Origin of the sequence: Marinobacter sp. EVN1, assembly GCF_000475375.1 — a bacterium.
GTDB lineage: Bacteria > Pseudomonadota > Gammaproteobacteria > Pseudomonadales > Oleiphilaceae > Marinobacter > Marinobacter nauticus.
In genome coordinates, this window is the sequence record NZ_AXCB01000022.1 from 24,843 (window position 1) to 47,320 (window position 22,478).

General features: G+C 56.9%; 16 protein-coding genes and 1 tRNA gene. 10 read left to right on the forward strand and 7 right to left on the reverse strand.

All coding sequences use genetic code 11. From position 1 onward, the window contains the following. Nucleotides 1-145: 145 nt before the first annotated feature. Both Q674_RS31495 and Q674_RS31500 read right to left on the reverse strand, forming a co-directional pair. Nucleotides 146-1,315: an acyl-CoA dehydrogenase gene (locus tag Q674_RS31495; RefSeq protein ID WP_023008965.1), complete on the reverse strand. Its 1,170-nt coding sequence runs from the start codon at nt 1,313-1,315 to the stop codon at nt 146-148. A gap of 18 nt (nt 1,316-1,333) precedes the next feature. Then, nucleotides 1,334-2,539 (reverse strand): 3-oxoadipyl-CoA thiolase, encoded by a 1,206-nt coding sequence (locus Q674_RS31500; RefSeq protein ID WP_023008966.1) that lies wholly within the window; start codon nt 2,537-2,539, stop codon nt 1,334-1,336. 132 nt (nt 2,540-2,671) lie between these two features. Here Q674_RS31500 and Q674_RS31505 point away from each other — a divergent pair, with 132 nt between their 5' ends. After that, nucleotides 2,672-4,033, forward strand: coding sequence for a hypothetical protein (locus Q674_RS31505; RefSeq protein ID WP_031210163.1), 1,362 nt, complete (start codon nt 2,672-2,674; stop codon nt 4,031-4,033). 21 nt (nt 4,034-4,054) lie between these two features. On the opposite strand, the gene Q674_RS31510 is transcribed toward Q674_RS31505, so the two are convergent. Further along, the gene (locus Q674_RS31510; protein ID WP_023008968.1) at nt 4,055-4,984 is read right to left on the reverse strand and encodes a 2-hydroxyacid dehydrogenase; all 930 of its coding nucleotides are present in this window, start codon (nt 4,982-4,984) and stop codon (nt 4,055-4,057) included. A 269-nt stretch (nt 4,985-5,253) separates the two neighbouring features. Between Q674_RS31510 and Q674_RS31515 the strand changes: the two genes are divergently transcribed. From Q674_RS31515 to Q674_RS31545, 7 genes are all read left to right on the forward strand, one after another. Further along, nucleotides 5,254-6,081 (forward strand): IclR family transcriptional regulator, encoded by an 828-nt coding sequence (locus Q674_RS31515; protein ID WP_023008969.1) that lies wholly within the window; start codon nt 5,254-5,256, stop codon nt 6,079-6,081. Between the two features lie 178 nt (nt 6,082-6,259). Next, entirely contained in the window at nt 6,260-8,353 is a 2,094-nt protein-coding gene (locus Q674_RS31520; RefSeq protein ID WP_023008970.1) for a 3-hydroxyacyl-CoA dehydrogenase NAD-binding domain-containing protein, read from the forward strand. Between the two features lie 18 nt (nt 8,354-8,371). Then, complete coding sequence (locus tag Q674_RS31525) at nt 8,372-9,556, forward strand: acetyl-CoA C-acyltransferase (RefSeq protein ID WP_023008971.1); 1,185 nt, start codon at nt 8,372-8,374, stop codon at nt 9,554-9,556. Nucleotides 9,557-9,571: 15 nt separating this feature from the next. Further along, on the forward strand, nt 9,572-11,374 hold the full coding sequence (locus tag Q674_RS31530; protein ID WP_023008972.1) for an acyl-CoA dehydrogenase: 1,803 nt from the start codon (nt 9,572-9,574) through the stop codon (nt 11,372-11,374). Between the two features lie 49 nt (nt 11,375-11,423). Continuing rightward, entirely contained in the window at nt 11,424-12,530 is a 1,107-nt protein-coding gene (locus Q674_RS31535; protein WP_023008973.1) for a zinc-binding dehydrogenase, read from the forward strand. A gap of 9 nt (nt 12,531-12,539) precedes the next feature. Then, complete coding sequence (locus Q674_RS31540) at nt 12,540-13,955, forward strand: aldehyde dehydrogenase family protein (protein WP_023008974.1); 1,416 nt, start codon at nt 12,540-12,542, stop codon at nt 13,953-13,955. An 85-nt stretch (nt 13,956-14,040) separates the two neighbouring features. Next, nucleotides 14,041-15,015: an NAD(P)H-dependent flavin oxidoreductase gene (locus Q674_RS31545; RefSeq protein ID WP_031210164.1), complete on the forward strand. Its 975-nt coding sequence runs from the start codon at nt 14,041-14,043 to the stop codon at nt 15,013-15,015. 43 nt (nt 15,016-15,058) lie between these two features. On the opposite strand, the gene Q674_RS31550 is transcribed toward Q674_RS31545, so the two are convergent. Both Q674_RS31550 and Q674_RS31555 read right to left on the reverse strand, forming a co-directional pair. Beyond that, nucleotides 15,059-17,056, reverse strand: coding sequence for a TRAP transporter permease (locus Q674_RS31550; protein WP_023008976.1), 1,998 nt, complete (start codon nt 17,054-17,056; stop codon nt 15,059-15,061). A gap of 83 nt (nt 17,057-17,139) precedes the next feature. After that, the gene (locus tag Q674_RS31555) at nt 17,140-18,294 is read right to left on the reverse strand and encodes a TAXI family TRAP transporter solute-binding subunit (RefSeq protein WP_023008977.1); all 1,155 of its coding nucleotides are present in this window, start codon (nt 18,292-18,294) and stop codon (nt 17,140-17,142) included. Nucleotides 18,295-18,800: 506 nt separating this feature from the next. Between Q674_RS31555 and istA the strand changes: the two genes are divergently transcribed. Then, a complete protein-coding gene (gene istA, locus Q674_RS31560; protein ID WP_031210166.1) occupies nt 18,801-20,342 on the forward strand; it encodes an IS21 family transposase in 1,542 nt (513 codons plus the stop codon). 10 nt (nt 20,343-20,352) lie between these two features. Then, nucleotides 20,353-21,093, forward strand: a complete 741-nt coding sequence (gene istB / locus Q674_RS31565; RefSeq protein ID WP_023008980.1) for an IS21-like element helper ATPase IstB — start codon at nt 20,353-20,355, stop codon at nt 21,091-21,093. A 605-nt stretch (nt 21,094-21,698) separates the two neighbouring features. Here istB and Q674_RS41115 read toward each other — a convergent pair. Together Q674_RS41115 and Q674_RS41605 are read right to left on the reverse strand one after the other, a co-directional pair. After that, nucleotides 21,699-21,781 (reverse strand) — tRNA-Arg (locus tag Q674_RS41115). Between the two features lie 408 nt (nt 21,782-22,189). Then, complete coding sequence (locus Q674_RS41605) at nt 22,190-22,453, reverse strand: helix-turn-helix transcriptional regulator (RefSeq protein WP_023008981.1); 264 nt, start codon at nt 22,451-22,453, stop codon at nt 22,190-22,192. Between the last annotated feature and the right edge of the window lie 25 nt (nt 22,454-22,478).

Genomic DNA, 22,478 nt, shown 5'->3' on the forward strand with positions numbered 1-22,478 from the left:
AACGAATATCAGGTATTTCATCGCTTGCCCCGGGTGCGCTGCACGCCGGGGCTTTTTTATGCCAGCGCGAGAAGTTTAGGCCTCCAGACGCCGGGCACAAAAAACCCCTCCGTAGAGGGGGTCAGGAGTGCTGTTTCCGGAGGAATCAGCTGAAGGCCTGAATACCGGTCTGACCACGGCCCAGAATCAGGGCGTGGACGTCGTGGGTGCCTTCGTAGGTGTTAACCGCTTCCAGGTTCATAACGTGGCGGATAACATGGTATTCATCGGCAATACCGTTACCGCCGTGCATATCGCGGGCTACGCGGGCGATGTCCAGGGCCTTGCCACAGTTGTTACGCTTCAGAAGGGAAACGGAATCCGGGGTGGCAATGCCGGCATCCATCATGCGGCCCAGCTGCAGCACAGACTGCAGGCCGAGGGTGATTTCAGTCTGCATGTCTACCAGCTTCTTCTGGATCAGCTGGTTGGCGGCCAGGGGCTTGCCAAACTGCTTACGCTCCAGGGTGTAGTTGCGGGCTGCATGCCAGCAGAATTCCGCAGCACCCAGTGCGCCCCAGCTGATGCCGTAGCGAGCCTTGGTAAGGCAGCTCAGCGGGCCTTTCAGGCCTTCAACTTCCAGGCGGTTTTCTTCAGGAACGAAGACTTCGTCCATAAAGATAGAGCCGGTGTCGGATGCGCGCAGAGAGAATTTGCCCTGAATTTTCGGAGTTTCCAGGCCCTTGGCGCCTTCGCGCTCGATCACAAAGCCGTTTACCACGCCGTCCAGCTTGGCCCAGACCACACAAACGTCGGCAATCGGGGAGTTGGTGATCCAGGTCTTGGAGCCGCTCAGCAGGTAGCCGCCGTCAACTTTCTTGGCGCGGGTTTCCATGCCGCCGGGGTCAGACCCGTGGTTTGGCTCGGTCAGGCCGAAACAGCCAACAAACTCGCCGGAGGCCAGTTTCGGCAGAATACGCTTTTTCAGTTCTTCTTTGCCGTAAGAGAAGATCGGGTACATCACCAGTGAAGACTGTACGCTCAGGGCCGAGCGGTAGGCAGAGTCTACCCGTTCAACTTCCCGTGCGATCAGGCCGTAGCACACGTGGTTCAGGCCGGGGCCGCCGTACTCTTCCGGCAGGGTGGCACCCAGCATGCCCAGTTCACCCATTTCGGTGAAGATGCTGCGGTCGAATTTTTCGTGGCGGTTTGCCTCGACGATGCCGGGCATCAGACGGTTATCGCAGAAGCTGCGAATGCTGTCGCGTACCTGACGCTCGGTTTCGTCCAGTTGTGATTCAAAGTTCAGCAGGTCGTCCCAAGGTGCGGAAGCCATTGTTGTTCTCCTGAAAAGTTAGTTGGAAACCCGTTCAATTACCGCAGCAATGCCCTGGCCTACGCCAATGCACATGCTGATCAGAGCGTAACGGCCACCGGTACGTTCAAGTTGGCGTACCGCCGTCAGGGCAATCCGGGCGCCGGAAGCACCAAGAGGGTGCCCTACAGCGATGGCGCCGCCGTTCGGGTTGAGTCTGGAATCGGAAGGATCGATTCCCAGTTTGGTGGTGCAACCGAGAACCTGGGCGGCGAACGCCTCGTTGATCTCGATTACATCCATGTCTTTTAGTGTCAGGCCTGCCCGGGCCAGGGCTTTCTGGCTTGCCGGAACCGGGCCGTACCCCATTACATTGGGCGCAACGCCGGCGATGGCAGCCGATACGATACGTGCGCGGGGCTGGATGCCAGCCCGCTTGCCGGCTTCTTCCGAGCCAATGATGAGGGCAGCTGCGCCATCGTTCACGCCGGAGGCGTTGCCGGCAGTAACCACGCCATCTTCAGCCAGCGAGCGAAGATTGGAAAGCGCCTCGAGGTTGGATGTAGGCCTTGGATGCTCGTCGTCCTGCACGGTCAGTGGCGGTTGCTTGCGCCCCTGAGGCACCGAAATGGGCAGGATCTCGTCCTTGAAGAAGCCTTCTTGGCGGGCCGCCTCGTAACGGGCCTGACTTTGCGCGGCAAAGCGATCCACTTCCAGTCGGCACAGGTTAAGTTCGCGCGCAATGTTGTCTGCGGTTTCAGGCATGGTGTCAGAACCGAACTGACGTTCGATCAGTGGGTTCGGGAAGCGCGCGCCAATGGTGCTGTCAAAGGCCCGGAATTCACGACTGTAAGGTGATTCGGACTTGGCCAGCACAAACGGCGCGCGGCTCATGCTCTCGGCACCACCGGCTACAAACAGCTCACCTTCGCCACAACGGATAGCGCGGGCAGCATCGATGATGGCGGCAAGGCCTGAGCCGCACAGCCTGTTAACGGTCTGGCCACCGGTTTCAACCGGCAAGCCTGCCAGCAGTCCGGCGTGCCGCGCCAGGTTGCGGGCATCTTCACCGGCCTGGTTGGTGCAGCCGGCAATCACGTCTTCATAATTATCCGGAGCAAAGGCGTTGCGCTCAATGAGTGCGCGAATGACCTCGGCCAGCAGGTCGTCGGGGCGAACCTTGGCCAGGGCGCCTGCATGCCGCCCAAATGGTGTTCTCAAGCCATCATAGATGTATGCGTTCATAAGAATTGCCGTATCGATTATGGTTAGGTAATTCCGAACTGCGGAATATAGTTTTGTAAATGATATTGGAAAAGACTAATCTGGGTCTATCTCAATTGCAAGAATTGTTCATCATTGGTGGCTGACTGGTTTATGAATGGAACTCTTCGCTGGCTGATGGCTTGTGCCGTGGTCATGGAGCTTGTCGCGATTTGTCTGCAGAGCAAAGCCCTTAGCGCCTCCGCCGGGCTGGTATTCGTCCTGGTGTTTGTTCTGGGCGCGATGCGCCTTCAGGTCTATGCAAGGACGTTGTTCCTGCTTTCCCTCACGTTTAGTGTTGGTTTGTTTGTGACCGGCCGTCTCGGAATGGACGGTGCCCTTGATGCGTTGTCGGATGCAGCGTTCTATTCGGCGTTTTTGGGCAGCCTGGGGATGATGCAGTGCCTGGTGCGCCGCTTTGAAGTCCTCAGGCGTATCCACGATTTGCTGCTCGGGGGTCGGGTATCCCTTTTATACCCAAAGTATGCGGCGGTAAGCTGCGGTATTGCTTCGGTGCTCAGTTTCGGAATGATGAGCCTTTTATGTGGCACCCTCGCGGATAGCCTTAAAGAGAGGGGAATAGAGGGAGTTGCAAGGCTGCAGTGGCTCAGGAGCGTGCTGATCAGCGCCTTGCGAGGGTTTGCGCTGGTGCCATTGGTGGCACCCACCAGCGTAGCGGTTGCGATTCTCACGCGAGAGCTGCCTCAGCTCAGCTGGTCTTCTCTTTTGCCTTTCGGCTTTGTGGCAGCTTTGCTGATGATCGTGGTTGGTTGGGTGCTGGAAAGGCAGCGCTTCCGGGAAATCAGTAGTGAACGGGTTGCGCTCGACGGCTGGCCAGAAGGGACGGGCAAACTGACGCTTCTGGTTCTGGTGGTGTTTGGCTGTATGGCTTTGCTGGTTGCCTTGGCGGGCGTGAAGGTGTCGGTGGCTGCCATGTTGGCTGTTCCGGCTGTCACTTTGTCTTATATGTTGTTGCAGGAACGCTCTCCGGTGGCGGCATTGGCAGAAGGGGTGGGACAGTTGGCGGTGATGTCCAACGAAATGGCGATCTTTGCCGGCTCAGCCATGCTTGGGGTATCGATTGCCACTGTGGTGCCTGCAGATCTGTTGAACGGACTTGTGGTGAGCGGCTGGGGTAGTTACCTGATTGCAGCCGCAGGGCTGCTGATCATGCCGCTGTTCTCCATGGCCGGGGTGATTCCGATTACCGTGCTCAGCGTGCAGTCGGGCATGCTTGCGCAACTTGTGGCTAGCGGGGCTGACCCGATGCTGGTGGCAATTGGTCTGGTTATTGGTTTCTCACTGGCAATGATGGTGTCGCCGTTCGGGCCGTCGGTGATGTTGCTGTCACGGTTTGGTCAGGTTTCCCGCAACGTAGTGGCCTTTCAGTGGAACGGTGTTTTTGTCTTGCTGGTGGTGCCGCTGTTGCTGTTATTGCTGGCGGTGTTTGCGGTACTTCTGCCGGTCCTGGGTTGACCGGCAGAATCGGCTTGCGGGTTAGTAGCCGCGGGTTATGTCGACTATTCCTGTGATGGCTCGCCCGCTGGCGTGGTCCCGGATTTTCCCGGTGATCTGCTCCAGGGTGGCATCCCGAAGGGTGCGCGCCGAAATGTGCGGCGTGATTGTGATGTCGGTTCGCTCCCAGAACGGGTGGCCAGCCGGCAAAGGTTCCTTGCGGAACACATCCAGTGAGGCCCGCTGCAGTTTCTCCTCATTCAGGGCTCTGAGCAGGTCGTCTTCCACGAGGTGCTCCCCCCGGCCAACGTTGATCAGTACCGCGTCTGGCTGGAGTTGGCTGAACAGGTCGTAGTTAAGGATGTTTTCGGTTTCGCTGGTCAGAGGCAGAGTGTTAACCAGCACCCTGGTTGCCCCCAGGAATTCTCCGAGTTGCCCGTTGCCTGCGAAGGTGCGCACGCCATCTACCGTGTGCTCACTCCTGGCCCAGCCGTTTACCGTATAGTCGAGGCTTGCCAGTGTGCTGGCCACACGCTTGCCGATGTGCCCAAGCCCCATAATGCCGATGGGCCACTCTTTCCGGCTGATGGGGCGGTGTATCTTCCACAGCCGCTGGCGTTGCTGATCCCGGTACAGCTCCATCTGCCGGCTGACTTCCAGTATCTGGTGCAGTACATGCTCGGCCATCTGTACCGACATGCCGGCATCTTCCAGTCTTACCACGGTAAGGTCCGCCGGCAGGTTGGGGACTTTAAGCAATCCGTCGATACCGGCGCCCAGATTGAAAACGGCCTTCAGGCGGGTCTCACGCTCGAACAGCTTCGCCGGGGGCTGCCATACGATGGCGTAGTCTGCATTAATCGCCGGGCCGTCCGGGTCCCAGACATAGATGTCTGCTTCTGGTAGCAGTTGTTTGATAGGTACGGTCCAGCGCTCTGGTTTGGGATCGCCCGCTACAAAAAGTACCTTCATACATGCTCCTGAGTAGGGTTTGTTGTCGTGCATATGACTTGGTTCCGCATTGCAGAATAAAGTATCGCTATACTATGGTAAAGGTTGCCCGGGTTTCCGTCATGGCTATTTCGTGGCATCGGGTAATGCCAGTGTTTCGAATCTGGCATGAAATTTGATGGCAGATTGTGGTTCTTGAGTTTCTCATAGACTAGAATATGTCCACTTTTCACGCCCACGGTTCACAGGCTATCCGTGACAGGCAACGCAGTTCAGGAAATAGGCAAGTTATGGCAAAAAATCAGCAGGACAACTCACCGGAGTTGAAAGTAGCGTCTGGCGATGGCAAGCCCGTTCAGCCGGGCAAGGATCGCAAGTTTGTAGAGGCGCTGTCCCGGGGGCTCGATGTACTGCGCGCTTTCAGTCAGGGATCTGTGATTCTCGGTAACCAGGATATCGCCAGGATTACTGGCCTTCCCAAGCCTACCGTTTCCCGGATGACATACACTCTGACCAAGCTTGGCTACCTGAGTTATAACCAGCAGTTGGAAAAATATCAGCTCAGCTCGGGCGTACTGGCTTTGGGCTATGCCTATGTGTCGAATTTGAAGGTTCGTCAGCTTGCCAAGCCTTACATGGATGAGTTCGCCCGGCAAACCAACATGTCGGTTGGTCTCACCTGTCGCGACCGTTTGCACATGATTTATGTCGAGAATCGCCTGCCACCGGAAGCAACACTGCTGCGCATGGATATCGGTTTGAAGTTGCCTATGTCTACAACCTCTGCCGGCCGAGCGTATTACTGTGCCGTTAGTGACCCGGCCCGCAAGCTGATAGATGATGCCATGGCTGAGAAGTACGGTGAAAAGTGGCCGACTATTAAAGAAGGCCTGGACCAGGCGATGGAAGATTACCGGGAGCACGGTTTCTGCCTGTCGCTGGGAGACTGGGATCGGAACATTAACTCCGCCGGTGTACCTATCCACCTGCAGGATGGCACTACGATGGTGCTGACCTGTGCGGCGCCGTCGTACCTGGTGCCTGGCGACAAGTTGCGCGACTCCTATGCTCACCAGTTGGCTATGCTGGCCCGGGATATTGAATCGCTCGGTGTCTAGGCCAGGCTGCCGGTAGCAGGCCGGCTCAGACAGAAAGGTATAGAAAACCGCAGACGAAAGTCTGCGGTTTTTTTATGCCTGAATCGAAACGGTGGTTGAAATAAGGGCTGAACTTGTATTAAATCGTTAATTGATTTCGCTAGACAAAACCATATTTCATAAAAGGCGAGGGGAGATTATGTCAGAGGTTGTTGCTTATACCCGTGAAGGGAATGTTGGTGTCATTTCCGTAAACTACCCGCCGGTCAATGCCTTGAGCCATGCTGTGCGTGCCGGTCTGGTTGCCGCCCTGGAACAGGGCCAGAAGGATGCAGAAGCAGACATCCTCCTGCTGGTATGTGAAGGCCGTACGTTCATTGCTGGCGCGGACATCCGTGAATTTGGCAAACCTTTGCAGGAGCCGGGTCTTCCCGATGTGATCAATGCCTATGAATCAAGCGACAAGCCCATTGTTGCCGCTATTCATGGCACCGCTCTGGGCGGTGGCCTGGAAACGGCTCTGGGTTGTCACTATCGGGTTGCCCTGGCGTCTGCCAAGGTGGGTTTGCCTGAAGTAAAGCTTGGTCTGTTGCCCGGTGCTGGCGGTACCCAGCGCCTGCCTCGCCTTGTGGGTGCCCAGAAGGCACTGGAAATGATTACGTCTGGCAACTTCGTAGGCGCCAGAGACGCGCTGGCTCTGGGCATTGTTGATGCTGTTGAAGGCGGTGACGATATTCGCCAGGTTGGGCTGGCCTATGCGCGGAAACTGGCAGCTGAAGGTGCTCCGGTGCGCAGGGTGCGTGATATTGCCGACAAGGTTGAAGCTGACAAGGGCAGCGATGTCTTTGACCAGTTCCGTGCTGGCCTGGCCAAAAAAGCCCGTGGCCTGTTCTCTCCTTTCAAGTGTGTCGACGCCGTAGAAGCAGCTTTCACCTTGCCGTTTGCCGAGGGCCTGAAGCGTGAGCGTGAACTGTTCAAGGAATGCATGGAATCGCCGCAGCGTGCTGGCCTGATTCATTCGTTCTTTGCCGAGCGCGAGGTTTCCAAGGTCAAAGGCCTGGCCAAGGACACTCCGGTACGTGAGGTGAAGAGTGTGGGTATTATCGGTGCCGGCACCATGGGTGGTGGTATTGCCATGAACTTCGCCAATGTGGGCATTCCTGCCACCATCGTTGAGGTCAAACAGGACGCGCTTGATCGAGGCCTTGCCGTAATTCGCCGCAACTACGAAAACTCCGCCAAGAAAGGCAAGCTCACTGCAGAGCAGGTGGAAGAACGCATGGGGCTGATCAAAACCAGCCTGAGCTACGATGACTTCCGCGACGTCGACCTGGTGATTGAAGCCGTCTTTGAGAACATGGCCGTCAAGAAAGAGATCTTCGCCAAGCTGGATGAAGTGTGCAAGCCGGGCGCCATTCTCGCGTCTAACACCTCCACCCTCGACATTGACGAAATTGCCTCGGCTACCAAACGCCCCGAAGACGTTGTGGGCATGCACTTCTTCAGCCCGGCCAACGTTATGAAGCTGCTGGAGAATGTTCGCGGCAGCAAGACGTCCGACGAAGTCAAAGCCACTGTCATGGCAGTAGCGAAGCAGATCAAGAAAGTCGGCGTGATGGTTGGCAACTGTCACGGATTTGTGGGCAACCGGATGCTGCACAAGCGCGGTGCCGAGGCCATGGCGTTGGTTAACGAAGGCGCCTCGCCGCAGCAGGTGGACAAGGTGCTGACAGATCTGGGCTTCCCGATGGGGCAGTTTGCGATGTCTGACCTGGCCGGCATTGATGTCGGTTATCGTATTCGTGAAGAGCGTCGTAACGCCGGTGAAGATGTGCCGGCCAGTTGGATGGACAAGCTGGTTGAGCAGGGTCGTCTGGGACAGAAAACCCAGGCTGGCGTATACAAATATGAGGAAGGTAGCCGCGCGCCTGTTGTCGACCCGGAAGTGGAACAGCTGATTGAAAGCTTCCGCGCGGAACAGGGGATCGTAGCCCGGGAGGTTACCGACCAGGAAATCCTTGAGCGTTGCATGTATGTAATGGTCAACGAAGGTGCGAAGATCCTGGAGGAAGGCATCGCTGACCGGTCCCTGGATATCGACGTGGTCTGGATCTACGGATACGGTTTCCCGGCTTACCGTGGCGGCCCCATGTTCTGGGCAGATCAGGTTGGGCTGGACAATATTCTGGCGGCAGTGAAGAACTACAACAACACAGTGGGTGGCGAGCAGTGGAAGCCTGCGCCGTTGCTCGAGAAGCTGGTGGCGGAAGGCCGCAAGTTCAGCGATCTATAATTATAAGGAGTTCATCTTATGTCTGATGCTGTCATCGTTTCGACCGCGCGTACCGGCCTTGGCAAGTCCTATCGTGGTGCCCTGAACAACACGCACAGTGTTGATCTGGCCGGGCACGTTATCCAGCACGCCGTTGAGCGTGCCGGAATTGATCCTGACATTGTTGAAGATGTCATTTTGGGCGCAACCTTCCACGAAGGTTGTCAGGGCAAGAACATGGCACGCCTGGCGGCTATTCGCGCCGGGCTCCCGGTTACTACGGCCGGGCTGTCAATTAACCGGTTCTGCAGCTCCGGCCTGCAATCCATTGCTATTGCTGCGCAGCGAGTGATGTCGGAGAAGGTGCCTGCCATCGTGGCTGGTGGCGTAGAGTCCATCTCCCTGGTTCAGAACGACAAACTTAATGGCTTCCGTGCTACTAACGAATGGCTGATGAAGAACAAGCCGGAACTGTACCTGTCGATGATCGAAACGGCCGATATTGTCGCCCAGCGTTACAACGTAAGCCGTGAAGCCCAGGATGAGTACGCACTGATTTCCCAGCAGCGCACCGCCGCGGCCCAGCAGTCCGGAAAGTTTGACGACGAGATCGTGCCGTTCGACGCCACCATGCTGGTTAAAGACAAAGAAACCGGTGAAGTGAGCGAAAAACAGGTAACCCTGGACCGGGACGAGTGCAACCGCCCGAATACCACACTGGAAGGGCTGGCCTCACTGGACGCGGTACGTGGCCCGGGCCAGTTTGTTACCGCGGGCAACGCCAGCCAGCTTTCTGATGGCGCCTCCGTCTGTACGGTCATGGACAGCACCTATGCCGAAAAGCATAACATCGAGCCCATGGGCATTTTCCGTGGCTTTGCTGTTGCGGGCTGCGAGCCCGACGAGATGGGTATCGGCCCGGTGTTTGCTGTTCCACGCCTGCTTGCCCGCAACGGCCTGACCATGGACGACATTGACCTGTGGGAGCTGAACGAAGCCTTTGCATCCCAGGTGGTCTACTGCCGCGACCGTCTGGGTATTCCGATGGAAAAGCTGAACGTGAATGGCGGCTCTATTTCTGTGGGTCACCCCTATGGTGTGAGTGGTTCCCGCCTTACCGGCCATGCCCTGATTGAGGGCAAGCGCCGGGGTGCCAAATATGTGGTGGTCACCATGTGCATTGGCGGCGGTCAGGGCGCAGCCGGCCTGTTCGAAGTGGTATAAACGGAGAGCGCCGTCATGCAGCAGAAAATCGTCAGTACCCGGGACCTGGCTTTCCAGCTTTATGAACTTCATGAAGTAGAGAAGGTGCTCAGATTTGAGCGCTATCAGGACCATAGTCGTGAAACGCTGCAGGCGGCGCTGGACCTGGCGCTGAAAGTTGCCGCAGAGGAGTTCGCACCCCATGCTCGCTTGGTGGATGAAGAAGAGCCGACCTTCGAGAATGGCCGTGTGCACATGCGCCCGGAAGTTCACAAGGCGCTGGACGTACTGAAAAGTACTGGTCTGATGGCGGCCAGCCAGGACTACGAGCGCGGTGGCATGCAGTTGCCCAGTGCGGTTGCCCAGATGTGTGTGGGGATGCTCAAAGGCGCCAACGTAGGGACTCAGGGCTACGCCGGGCTGACTATTGCGGCTGCTAACCTGATTCTGGCACATGGCTCCGACGAGCAGAAAAGCCGTTACGCCGAGCCGATGTTGGCGGGGCGTTTTTTCGGCACCATGTGCCTGACCGAGCCCCATGCAGGTTCCTCTCTGGGAGATCTGCGCACTCGAGCAGAGCCACAGGCAGATGGCAGTTATAGGTTATTTGGTAACAAGATCTACATCTCCGGTGGTGATCACGAGCTGAGCGAGAACATCATTCATATGGTACTCGCGCGTTTACCTGGGGCCCCGGCCGGCGTAAAAGGAATTTCCCTGTTTCTGGTGCCGAAGGTCCTGGTTAACGAAGATGGCTCTTTGGGGGGGCGAAACGATGTCGCCCTGGCTGGCCTGATTCACAAAATGGGATACCGTGGCACGACGTCTACCATGTTGAACTTTGGTGAGGCAGCGGGGGCGGTCGGGTATCTGGTTGGCTCGCCCCACCAGGGCCTGGCTGCCATGTTCCACATGATGAACGAAGCCCGGATTGGTGTTGGTCTGGGTTCGGTGATGCTGGGTTACACCGGCTATCTTCATGCCCTTGAGTATGCCCGCGAGCGGCAGCAAGGGCGTCCGGTTGGAGAAAAGGATCCGGAAAGCCCCCAGGTGCCTCTGATCCGCCATGCTGATATCCGGCGTATGCTGCTGGCCCAGAAGGCCTATGTAGAAGGTGGGCTGGCGCTTTGTCTGCAGGGTGCAGCATTGGTGGACGAGAAGAAGTTTGCGGAAACTGGCGAGCAGCGTGAGCTTGCTGCCGGGCTGCTCGACTTGCTCACGCCGGTGATCAAGTCCTGGCCTTCCCGTTATTGTCTCGAAGCTAACAGCCTGGCAATTCAGGTGCATGGTGGCTACGGCTACACCCGGGAATATCCGGTAGAACAGTTCTACCGGGATAACCGGCTTAACCCGATCCACGAGGGCACCCATGGTATTCAGGGCATCGACCTGCTTGGTCGCAAGGTTTCCATGGCCGATGGCCGGTATTATCGCGAACTGGTGCGAAGGATTGAAGCCACTATTGCCGAGGCCCGCAAGCAGGAACGGCTGGCTTCTAATGCCGGGCTGCTTGAGCGGTCCCTGTCAGCAATGATTGAAGCTACCCGGGTGATCAATGAGGTAAAGGCCTCCGGTGACAAGGAAAAAGCACTGGCAAATGCCACTCTGTACCTGGACGCCTTCGGGCAGGTGGTTGTCGGCTGGCTCTGGGTGCGACAGGCCCTGAAAGCCCTTGTCGGACTAGGCGGGCCCGGTGAGCAGACGGAGGACTTCTATCAGGGTAAGTTGCGCGCCTGCGATTATTTCTGTCGGTACGAATTGCCCGGAGTGGTTGCAACGGCTGAGTTGCTGCAATCGGTGGACTCAACGGCACTGGATATGTTTGACGAGGCATTCTGACCGGCCTCGCCAACTCTGAATCAACACAAAAACAACAGGAGTCAGGGTAATGGACAGACAAGCAAAGGCGGTGGTCTGCCGGGAGTGGGGTAAGCCTGTACAGATTGAACAGATTACTGTGGAGGGGCCAAGGCGCGGCGAGATAACTATCAAGGTTGCCGCCTGCGGCGTGTGCCACAGCGACCTTTCAGCCACCACCGGAAAGATTCAGTACCCGCCGCCATTGGTGCTGGGCCACGAGGCGGCCGGTGTGGTGGTTGAAGTTGGCGAAGGTGTGGAAGGCTTCAGTGAAGGCGACCACGTTGTTAGTTCGTTTATCTCAATGTGCGGCAAGTGCCGCCAGTGTGTGCGTGGCCATCCGGTGCTGTGCGAAAACGCCCGCAAGGCGATGTTTACACTGCCCGATGGAACCGTTCGAACCCGCGACAGCCAGGGCGAGCCCTTGAATGTGTTCGGCGCCTGTGGCGTGATGGCGGAGTATGCAACCCTGCATGTGGATAACTGCGTGAAGGTTGCAGAGGATGTGCCACTACAGAACGCCGCATTGGTGGGCTGTGCCGTGATGACCGGTGTGGGTGCTGTATTTAATACTGCCGGCCTGGAGCCGGGTTCCAGGGCTGCGGTGTTCGGTATTGGCGGTGTTGGCCTGAACGCCGTTCAGGGCTGCGCAACCGCCGGTGCCGAAATGATTGTGGCGGTGGACAACAACCCGAAAAAGCTCGCCATGGCGCGGGAATTCGGTGCCACCCACACGATTGACCTCAATGAAGTGGACGATGCCGCCAAGGCCATCAGAAAACTGACCGGCGGCGTGGATTACGCCTTTGAGTGTGTTGGTGCCGGTGCCGTGGTTGAGCAAGCCTACAAGTCTCTCGGGCGCGGTGGTACCGCCGTCGTGGTGGGCGTTGCTGACCCGAAAGACAAAACCTCGATTACTACGCTCACCCTGCCTGCCGACGAGCGCACCCTGAAGGGCAGCTGGCTGGGTTCAGCCCGTCCGCAACATGATTTCCCGCGGCTTCTAGGTTTGTACCGTGCGGGTAAGCTTAAACTCGATGAGCTGATCACCCAGACTTACTCCATAGGTGAAGCTGTTCAGGCCTTTGACGACATGATCTCCGGCAAGAACGCCCGTGGCGTGATTGTCTTCGACTGAGGGAAAAACATGAAGATTCTGAACAAGAACTACATCAATGGTAGCTGGGTCGACTGGAACGGCGACATGGCGGATGTGCATGAAGCGGCCACCGGCGACGTGATTGCCCGGGTGCCCATGTCCGATCCGGGACAGATGGAGCTGGCAATTGCCGCTGCGCATGCAGCATTTGAGGTCTGGTCTGAAAGTTCTGTAGAGCAAAGGGTGAACGTGCTTGGCCAGCTGCATGCTGGACTCAAGCAAAGGGCACCGGAAATTGCGGAAGCGGTCAGCCGGGAAGTGGGCATGCCACTGAAGCTTGCCACGGCAATCCAGGCTGGCCTGCCGGCAACTGTAACCAAGACCTATACCGATATGTTGCCGGAGTTTCCGTTCGTTGAGCAGTCTGGTAACTCGGAAGTGCAATATGCGCCGGTCGGGGTGGTGGGCTGTATTACGCCCTGGAACTACCCGCTGCATCAGATCATTTTGAAGGTAGTACCCGCGATTGCTGCCGGCTGCACTGTCGTGCTGAAGCCCTCTGAGATTGCGCCGCAGGCAGCCTTTATCCTCGCTGACATTCTGGATGAAACCGACCTGCCGGCGGGTGTGTTCAACATGGTATGCGGGGCCGGGCAAACCGTTGGTGAAACCCTGATCCGGCATCCGGATGTGGGCATGCTGTCATTCACCGGCTCCACCCGCACCGGTCATGCCATTGCCCATGCCGCTGCGGATGACTTCAAGAGGATTGCGCTGGAAATGGGCGGCAAATCGGCATCGGTTGTTTTATCGGACGCTGACCTGGAAGCCGCAGTAAAAGGCACAGTGAGCAACTGCCTGCTCAACTCCGGACAAACCTGCACCGCCCTGACCCGGCTGCTGGTGCCCGCCGATCGCCATGACGAGGCGTGCAAGCTGGCGGCTGCAGCCGCGGCCAGAATGACCCCGGGCAACCCGCTGGACGAAGCCACCCGTTTGGGCCCCTTGGCCTCCGCGCAGCAGCGGGACCGGGTAGTGGATTACATCCGGCTCGGTGTTGCGGAAGGCGCCACCCTGGTAGCCGGCGGCCCGGACGCGCCGGAAGGCCTGGACAAGGGTTACTTTGTACAGGCAACCGTGTTTGGCAATGTAGACCCGAACAGCACAATCGCCCAGGAAGAGATTTTCGGCCCGGTGCTGTGCGTGATTCCCTACAACGATGAGGCAGAAGCCTTGCGTATCGCCAATGGCACTGCCTACGGGCTGTCTGGAGCGGTCTGGTCGGCGGATCAGGAAAAGGCAAAGGCTTTTGCCGCAAAACTCCGGACCGGACAGGTGACGGTGAACGGTGGCGGCTTCAACCCGCTGGCTCCCTTTGGTGGTTTTGGCCATTCCGGTATCGGGCGAGAGTTCGGCAAGTGGGGGCTTGAGGAGTTTCTGGAAGTGCGTTCGCTGCAGCTGTAATCGCAAGACAATGAAGGAGCCGCAGCAGCGGCTCCTTCGCGTTTCAGAGACCGGAAACATTTATCAACAACAAAAGAGTGATGCCGTGAAAACACGAATTACGGAGTTATTTGGAATCGAACACCCGATCGTACAGGGTGGCATGCACAACGTAGGCTTTGCCGAACTGGCATCGGCGGTATCCAATGCCGGTGGTCTGGGCATGATTACCGCCCTGACCCAGCCTACGCCTGAACATCTCGCCAGTGAAATCGCCCGCTGCCAGCAGATGACGGATAAACCCTTCGGCGTCAACCTGACCTTCCTGCCGTCCTTCAACGCGCCGCCTTATCCCGAGTACATTGACGTCATCATCCGCAGCGGTGTCAAGGCGGTTGAAACCGCTGGCCGGAGTCCTGAACAGTACATGGGGCAGTTGAAGGCTGCGGGTATCAAGGTTATCCACAAGTGCACGTCTGTTCGCCACGCTTTGAAGGCCGAGCGAATCGGTTGTGATGCCGTCAGTGTGGACGGCTTTGAATGCGGCGGCCATCCCGGTGAGGATGATGTGCCAAACTTCATTCTGCTGCCTCGTGCAGCCGAAGAGCTGAAGATACCTTTCATTGCATCTGGCGGGATGGCCGATGGCCGGAGCCTGGTAGCGGCTATGGCATTGGGTGCCGAAGGCATGAATATGGGCACCCGTTTTCTGGCTACCAAAGAAGCGCCGGTTCATGAGAACGTGAAGCAGGCAATTGTGGACGCCAATGAACTGCAGACCCGGCTGATCATGCGTAACCTGAAGAACACCGAGCGGGTGATGGATAACGCCGCCGTGCGGGAAATTATCCGGATTGAGAGTGAAAAGGGTGATCAGGAAACCATTGACGATATCCGTCACCTTGTCACAGGTGCAAAGGGTAAGCTGGTGCTGCAGGAAGGCAAGATGGATGAAGCTGCCTGGAGTTGTGGCATGGTTGTTGGGCTGATTAATGATATCCCTTCCTGCGATGAGCTGGTCAGCAGAATCATGGCCGAGGCCGAAGGGATTGTGCGCCAGAGACTTGCCGGCTTTTTGTGAATGAATAGCCCGGAGGGTGCATCACCCTCCGGGCAGGACCGTCTCAGGCCAGGGCCTTTTCCCTTCTTTCGTAGCTCTTGTGCGTCAGTGCGGCGGCGATGACCGCAGGAATGATCAACGCAGCACTAATAAGAGACAATTCCAGATTGGTCAGCGGAACCGGTCCGCCACCGGGGGTAGCAAGGATCATGCCACCGGCAATGAGTCCCAGCCGGATTGGCCATTGCAACAGCTTGCTTGCTGCCAGAGAGCCTACCCCGATCAGCCAGCCTTGCATGGCCGATGCTATCAACGTTACCCCGATCAGTGCTTGTACAATCACCAGGAGAATCTCGCTCCAGGTGCCCTGAAAGATCAGCGCCGGATTAAGCACAAACAGGAACGGGATAAAGTAGATCACGCTGCCCAGCCGCATGGCTTCCACACCGGTTTTCATTGCGTTGGAGCCGGCAACCGTTGCAGCGGCAAAGGCGCCCAAGGCAACCGGTGGGGTGATGAAACTGAGCATGCCCCAGTAAAGGATGAACAGGTGAACGGCCAGGGGATCCATGCCGCCGCCGTTTATTAGGGCCGGTGCCAGCGCAACCGCCAGGAAAATATAGGCAGCTGTAACTGTCATGCCGATGCCGAGCACAAAGCTGGTCAGTGCTCCCATCAACAGCAGTACCAGGGTGTTGCCACCGGCCAGGTAGATAAGGTCATTGGCAATAGTGCCTGACAGCCCGGTAACCGACAGTGCACCTACCAGCAAGCCAACACCGGTGAGGATCGCGATCAGCTCTGCAAACAGCTTCCCTGACTCTGCGAAGAAGTCCTTCACGTCTTGCCACTTCCAGCGCTGGTAGGGCAGTACCTGGTTGATCACCAGCAAGAGAACCGTTGCAAAGAATGGTGCCGTGGCCTCTCGTCGCAGGAAGAACAGCATCCAGATCAGCAGGGCAAACACGAAGATGAAGTACCAGCCTTCCTTTAATGTTTGCTTGAGCGATGGTAATTCACTGGCGGGCAGGCCCTGAAGCTTGTTGCGGGCAGCATAGGCATCAATCTGGATAAACAGGCCGAGGAAATACAGTACGGAGGGCACGACTGCCGCCAGTGCAATGGTGCCGTAGGGAATGTTCAGGAACGCGGCCATGATGAACGCGGTGGCACCCATAACCGGTGGCATCAGAACGCCGCCTGTAGAAGCACAGGCTTCTACGCCGGCTGCGTAGGAACGGCTGAAGCCGACTCGGCGCATTGCCGGAATTGACATCACTCCGGTTGTCATCACATTAGTGATTACGCTGCCGCTCATGGATCCCATGAGGCCGCTGGAGAAAACCGCAACCTTTGCCGGTCCGCCCCGAACATGGCCCAGCAATGCGAAGGCCAGGTTGATAAAGAAACGACCGCCGCCGGTTTTCTGCAGGGCGACGCCAAACAGAAGGAAGCCGATCACGATGTTGGCAAAGGCTTGCAAGGGCACGCCCATGATGCCTTCTCGACTCATGGCCATGTAGATCGCGGTCTGGTCGGGGGCAGATGGAAAGCCCTGGATGGGGCCCGGCAGCTTGTCTGCAAATATCGGGTACAGGCTGGCGACACCGACAATCATGGCAATCGGCAGGCCGCCGGCCCGGCGAATGGCTTCGATGACAGTAACCCAGAACAGGAAGCTGAACACTACGGCGTATTGTGGTGCCGCGTATTCCCAGCCGTAATCCAGAATAGTTTCCGCGTTGTAGACAAAGAACCCGCAGATAACCGAGGCGGCAAGGAACAGGATGATGTCGTACCAGGGAACCTGGTTCCGGGAAGCGTGGCGTGACATTGGCCAAAGCAGAAAAACCAGCGGTAGCATAAGTGCCACCACCACATAGAAAAACTGGCTTTCCACTTTGGTAACAATATTGATCAGCTGCAAATTGAACAGGTAGTCAATCGTCAGCAGTGTCAGGACAAGAGTTGCAACCCTGGGGATCCATGGCCATCCGCCGGAAAGCCGCCGGATGCCGCTGACGTTTTCTTTCGATGGTTCAGTGTTGTGTGTTTCAGACATGCAGTAAGACTCCTGAAAGAACTCCGGTGTAACAGACCCCTTGTCTTTACACCGGAATCAGGTTTCAACAAGGACAGCAGGTTTTACCGGAATACCGGATTCATGCCAGCCGCTTGAAGTGCTTCTGCCCGCGCCGTCATCCAGCCCTTTTTGAAGGCTTCCTTGTCGGCAGGCGGGTTGGCCTTGGTGTAGCTCTCCCAGGTGTCCAGGAGGATATTCTGGCGCTGTACCAGCATGTCCTGGTGCTGTTGCATATCTTCCGTCCAGTGGCCGATTTCCTTGTAGTAGTCGACGACCACATCATGCAGCGGGATGACCCAGTTGAGATTCTGGTTCTCCAGCGCATAGCCTGCATTGCCTGGTGCGGAGTCCTTGTACTTGTCGTAATCCTCGGTGAAGACACGAATCAGCCCGTCCACCAGTTTTTTATCGGCATCGGCGTTGGCGATGATGATGGGGTAGGGATAGCTGGAACCAATCCAAGGCTCATCCTTGCTGATGCCGGCGCCGGAAGTAACCCGGTGCGGTTGGAAATAGGGAGCCACGGAGCGCAGTCGCTCCCAGCCCTCGGTGTCCTCAGGATCAAGCTCCAGCCAGGATATACCGCGCGGGCTGGCGGAAAGCTGTTGTGGGCCGCCGGCGACAGAAACGGTAAATGCGGTATCGCTTTGATTGGCAACAATGCCTTCAAAGGCCCTGCCGTATCCCGGGAAGTCTATCCGCTCCACGTCATCCCAGGTGAGGTCGCCAAAGGCCAGCATGGCTTCGGTGCCGAGGTTCAGGGCATCGTCACCACGAATGTAGGAAATGCGTTTGCCCTTGAGGTCATAGGGGGTTTCTACGCCGATATCGCCGGCTACAGCAATGCTCAGGCCAAAACTGGCAATGGAGGTGGTAATAACCCGAACCGGCTGCGGCCCCCAGTTGTCCTCGGAGAACATCAGTACGCCTTCGGCGGCGTAATAAGCGGCAATGCCACAGGAACAAACCGGTACGCGCCCGGTTTTAAGTGGTGTCATCCGGGAAACGTCGTTCTCGCCAGGCAGGATCCGCAGGGATACGCCGTACTCATTACGTAGCAGGTTGCCGATAGAAACCATCTGGCTATAGCCGGCCGAACTGGTGCCATAGGCAGTCATTCCGATGGTGGCTGGCAGATCGACATTTTCTGCAGCCCACGCAGTGGTTGCGCTCCCGGCAAGAAGAGAAATTAAAATGATATTTTTTGTTGTCATCATGTATGCGCTCTTTTGAGGTTATTGTTTTGCTGTGCAGAATAGAATTCTGAATTAAGATTTAGTGTAGTCAGGCTTTTGTCTGTGTGTCAATTGATGTGATCGACGGCTAATTTCCTGCGCGTCGTTGTCAGGTCTGTAAGAGGCTGATAGGTTTCCATCAAGCTGGCTGGACCTGTCGGGCCACCGACAGGTGGGGCCAACTTTGTTCGTAAGTTACTAATTTGTAATGATAGAGTGCCCGTAAGACACGCATCCCCCTATTGCATATTACGGCCCATCATGAACACCCATTCCGGACGAACGTGAACACCGATTCTGGTTCAACGTGAACAGTCATTCCGATTGAAGGTGAACACTTTTCCGGATTTTCCGGAATCGGTGTTCACGATGCCGGAATCAGCGTTCACATTCCCGGAAACGGTGTTCACGTTCAACCGGAATCCTTCTTAACGCATTGTTTATTAGACCGTTTGCTACTCTGACTCCTTTTTCTGGGGAGCGGAGTTGTGCCAGCAAAGAGAATTCTAATGCGTAAAATCAGAGAGGTGCTTCGCCTAAGGCTGGAAGCCGGGCTCTCGATCCGGCAGATCAGTGCCAGCACCAAGACCAGTGTCGGGGCCATCCAGAAGCTGTTAGCCCGGGCCGATGCCCTGAACCTCAACTGGCCGTTGCCCGAGGATTTGGACGATGGCCGCCTTGCGGCCCTGTTCTATCCCGGTGCCGATCCCACCACATCGACTCGCTACCAGGTGCCTGACTGGGCCACCGTTCATCAGGAACTCAAGCGTAAAGGGATGACCAAGCAGCTGTTGTGGGAGGAATACACAGCTCAGTATCCCAATCGCTGTTACAGCTACTCCCAGTACTGTGACCGTTATCGGCAATGGCTGAAGCAGCAGAAGCACTCCATGCGCCAGACCCATAAGGCCGGGGAGAAGTGCTTCGTGGATTACTGCGGCCCGACCGTGCCGATCATCAACCCGCAGACCCGTGAGGTACGCACCGCTCAGGTGTTCGTGGCGGTGCTTGGGGCCTCCAACTACACCTACGCTGAAGCCACCTGGAGCCAGAGTTTGCGAGACTGGCTATCCAGTCACGTGCGTACCTTTGAGTTCTTCGGTGGCATTCCGGAGATGGTCGTGCCGGACAACCTGCGCAGCGGTGTCAGCAAGGCCTGTCGGTACGATCCAGAGCTAAACCCCAGCTACCAGCAACTGGCCGAGCACTATCAGGTGGCCATCCTCCCGGCCAGGCCCTACAAGCCCAAGGACAAATCGAAGGCGGAGGTCGGCGTGCAAATCGTGGAGAATTGGATCTTGGCCCGGTTGCGTCACCACACCTTCTTCACTCTCGCCGAAGCCAACCAGTGCATCCGGTCACTGCTTGAAGAGCTGAACAGCCGCCCGTTCCGGCGGCTCCCGGGTAACCGGCAAACCGCCTTCGAGACACTGGATCAGCCAGCCCTGCGTCCCTTGCCGAAACAGCCCTATGAGTACGTCGAGATCCGGCGTTGCCGGGTCAATATCGATTACCACATCGAGTTCGACCAGCATCATTACTCGGTACCGCACCAGTACGTGGGCGAGCAGGTGGAAGTCCAGGCCAGCGATCATCTGGTGCAGGTCCACTTCCGGCAACGCCAGGTGGCAAGTCACCCACGGCGTCACAGGCCGGGCACCACCACCGAAGCCGGTCATATGCCTGCCCGGCATCGAAAACAGCAGCAATGGACCCCGGGGCGTCTCAAGAACTGGGCCCGGGACATCGGGCCAGACACGCTGACCTGGGTCAGTGATCGACTGGCTGAGCGGGAACACCCGGAGCAGGCCTACCGGGTCTGTCTCGGGCTACTCAGCCTGACTCGGGAGTACCCCAACCAACGCCTGAATGCCGGCTGCCGCATCGCCAATCGGGAAGGTCTGAATCGCCTAAAGCACATCAAGGCCATTCTCCGGAGCAACCGGGACAAGCTGCCGGAGCAGTTGCCCCTGAACGCCGAACTCCCTCAACACCACGAGAATATCCGTGGCCCGAAGAGCTTCCACTAGGACATCACCCATGAGCACAACACAGACCCTGGCACGACTGAAAGACCTGAAGTTAGGCGGCATGGCTGCCGCCCTGGAACACCAGCAAAACCAGCCGGGCACCTACGACGAACTGCCGTTCGCCGAGCGCCTGGAACTGCTGCTGGATCGGGAGTTCCAGACCCGAGAGCACCGGAAACAGGACCGCCTGGTACGCCAGGCCCGCTTCAAGCTCCGTGCCTCGATCCAGGACATCGACTACCAGCACCCACGCAATCCGAAGAAAGCTCAAGTGGCCCAACTGGCTCAGACCGACTGGCTGGAGCGTGGTCAGAACCTGCTGATTACCGGCCCCTGCGGCAGCGGTAAAACCTACCTGGGCTGTGCACTGGGGCATCAGGCTTGCCTGAACGGCCTTAGCACCCGGTATTACCGGATCTCCCGATTACTGCTGGAACTGACTCAGGCCAAGGCTGACGGCACCTACCAGAAGACGCTGAACCAGCTGGCCAAAGTGAAGTTGCTGATCCTGGATGACTGGGGACTCGAAGCCCTGAAACCGGCACACCGGAACGACCTGATGGAGATCATGGATGACCGTCACGGCACGCACTCGACTATGATCATCAGTCAACTGCCTACCGATCAGTGGTATGCCGCCATCGGTGATAACACCCTGGCTGACGCCATCCTGGACCGGCTCATGCACAACGCCCATCGCTGGGCTCTGAAGGGGGAATCGATGAGAAAACGACTTCAGGAAATTGACTGAACGTGAACACCCGGAGTAAAAACTCCGGTGGGTGATGCGTTAAGAAAAATGGTGTTCACGTTCAACCGGTATGGGTGTTCACGTTCGCCGGAATACGCACCTATCCTTGTTGGGTTGAGCAGAGGGCTTCAGAGTTCTATCCAGAGATCAGTCGTTGCGCCAGGTCTGAGCGTCATCTTTGTGCGGGTAGGTATCACTCGTCAGCACCCTTACTAGACGAGAATCGCGGGCGGTTGGCCTTGTAGTACTCAATTATGCTGCTTCGAATCCCATAATTTTTCATAAACTTGATACATTCTGAATGTCCGCTTTGCGACCAAAGCTGAAAATGTCTGCTTGGATGGTGCTGCGAGGCTGTGCCATGAAGGTAGTTAGGTGCAAACTGTGCAAAGGTCACTTTAGTAGCTCGCGATGCATTCGCCCGAATTAACTGGGCACCGCCAAGGCACCATTCGGGCACAGGCGCAATAATGGAGAAAAACTCCCGCTTTTAATCTTACCGTGCAAAGGTCACTGATTGAATCGGAGGTATTTGGACTGCTCAGGCGCGAGCGATACAGGTGAGGGTATTGCCTTGATGCTAACTCATTGATTTTCCAATTTAATGGCCCGCCCGTCAGGATTCGAACCTGAGACCTTCGCCTCCGGAGTGCGCCTTCGAAGGTAGGCAGCAACCGGTCTAAATCGGTGAAAAGTCTGAAAGATCAAATGCCTAAAGCAAAAAACACCAGCCTCCAAAATCCCGATATATCAGCATTTTAAGCCAATTAGCGCCGAAGTTTGGCACACCTTTGTCAGGTAACCAATGTCCGGAAACAGGACATTTGATCGGTGCCCTCCAGGCACTCTAAACGGACATTTGGATCCAATTTTGTCGGGTCGGGGAGTGCAGAATTGTCAGGATTTCAGTGTCCGGAAATCGGACACGCTTTAGGGTCCGGAGAAAACTACATCGTTGAATTAAATAAACAATAGCATTCCTGCCATCATGCTACGATCAAATCTATCGAGCACGATTCGCTCGGAGAAATGCCATTTCCGCGTGGCTTCTTGATTAGGCGAGGTTGTTTGTATTGCGACATACAGTGGTGACGACTCACTGCAAGCCCTCTTCAAAAGCTTGCAGGTCTTCCTCCCTCCAACGAGTTGTCCCCGGGCCGACCTTGACCGGTCGGGGAAATCTCCCCTCTCTGACCCAGCGCCATATAGTTTTAGTTGAGACTTTGTAACGGCTACTCACTTCATCGACGGTGTAAAACATGGGCTTTCTCTCGGCAGTTGCGGAGGTTTCGATTTGTTCCGCTTCAAACGAACCTGTGATACTCCAGATGACGTTGTCTGAATTGATCGATGACAGCATTGATGAATGTCTGATTAGTAGGTAT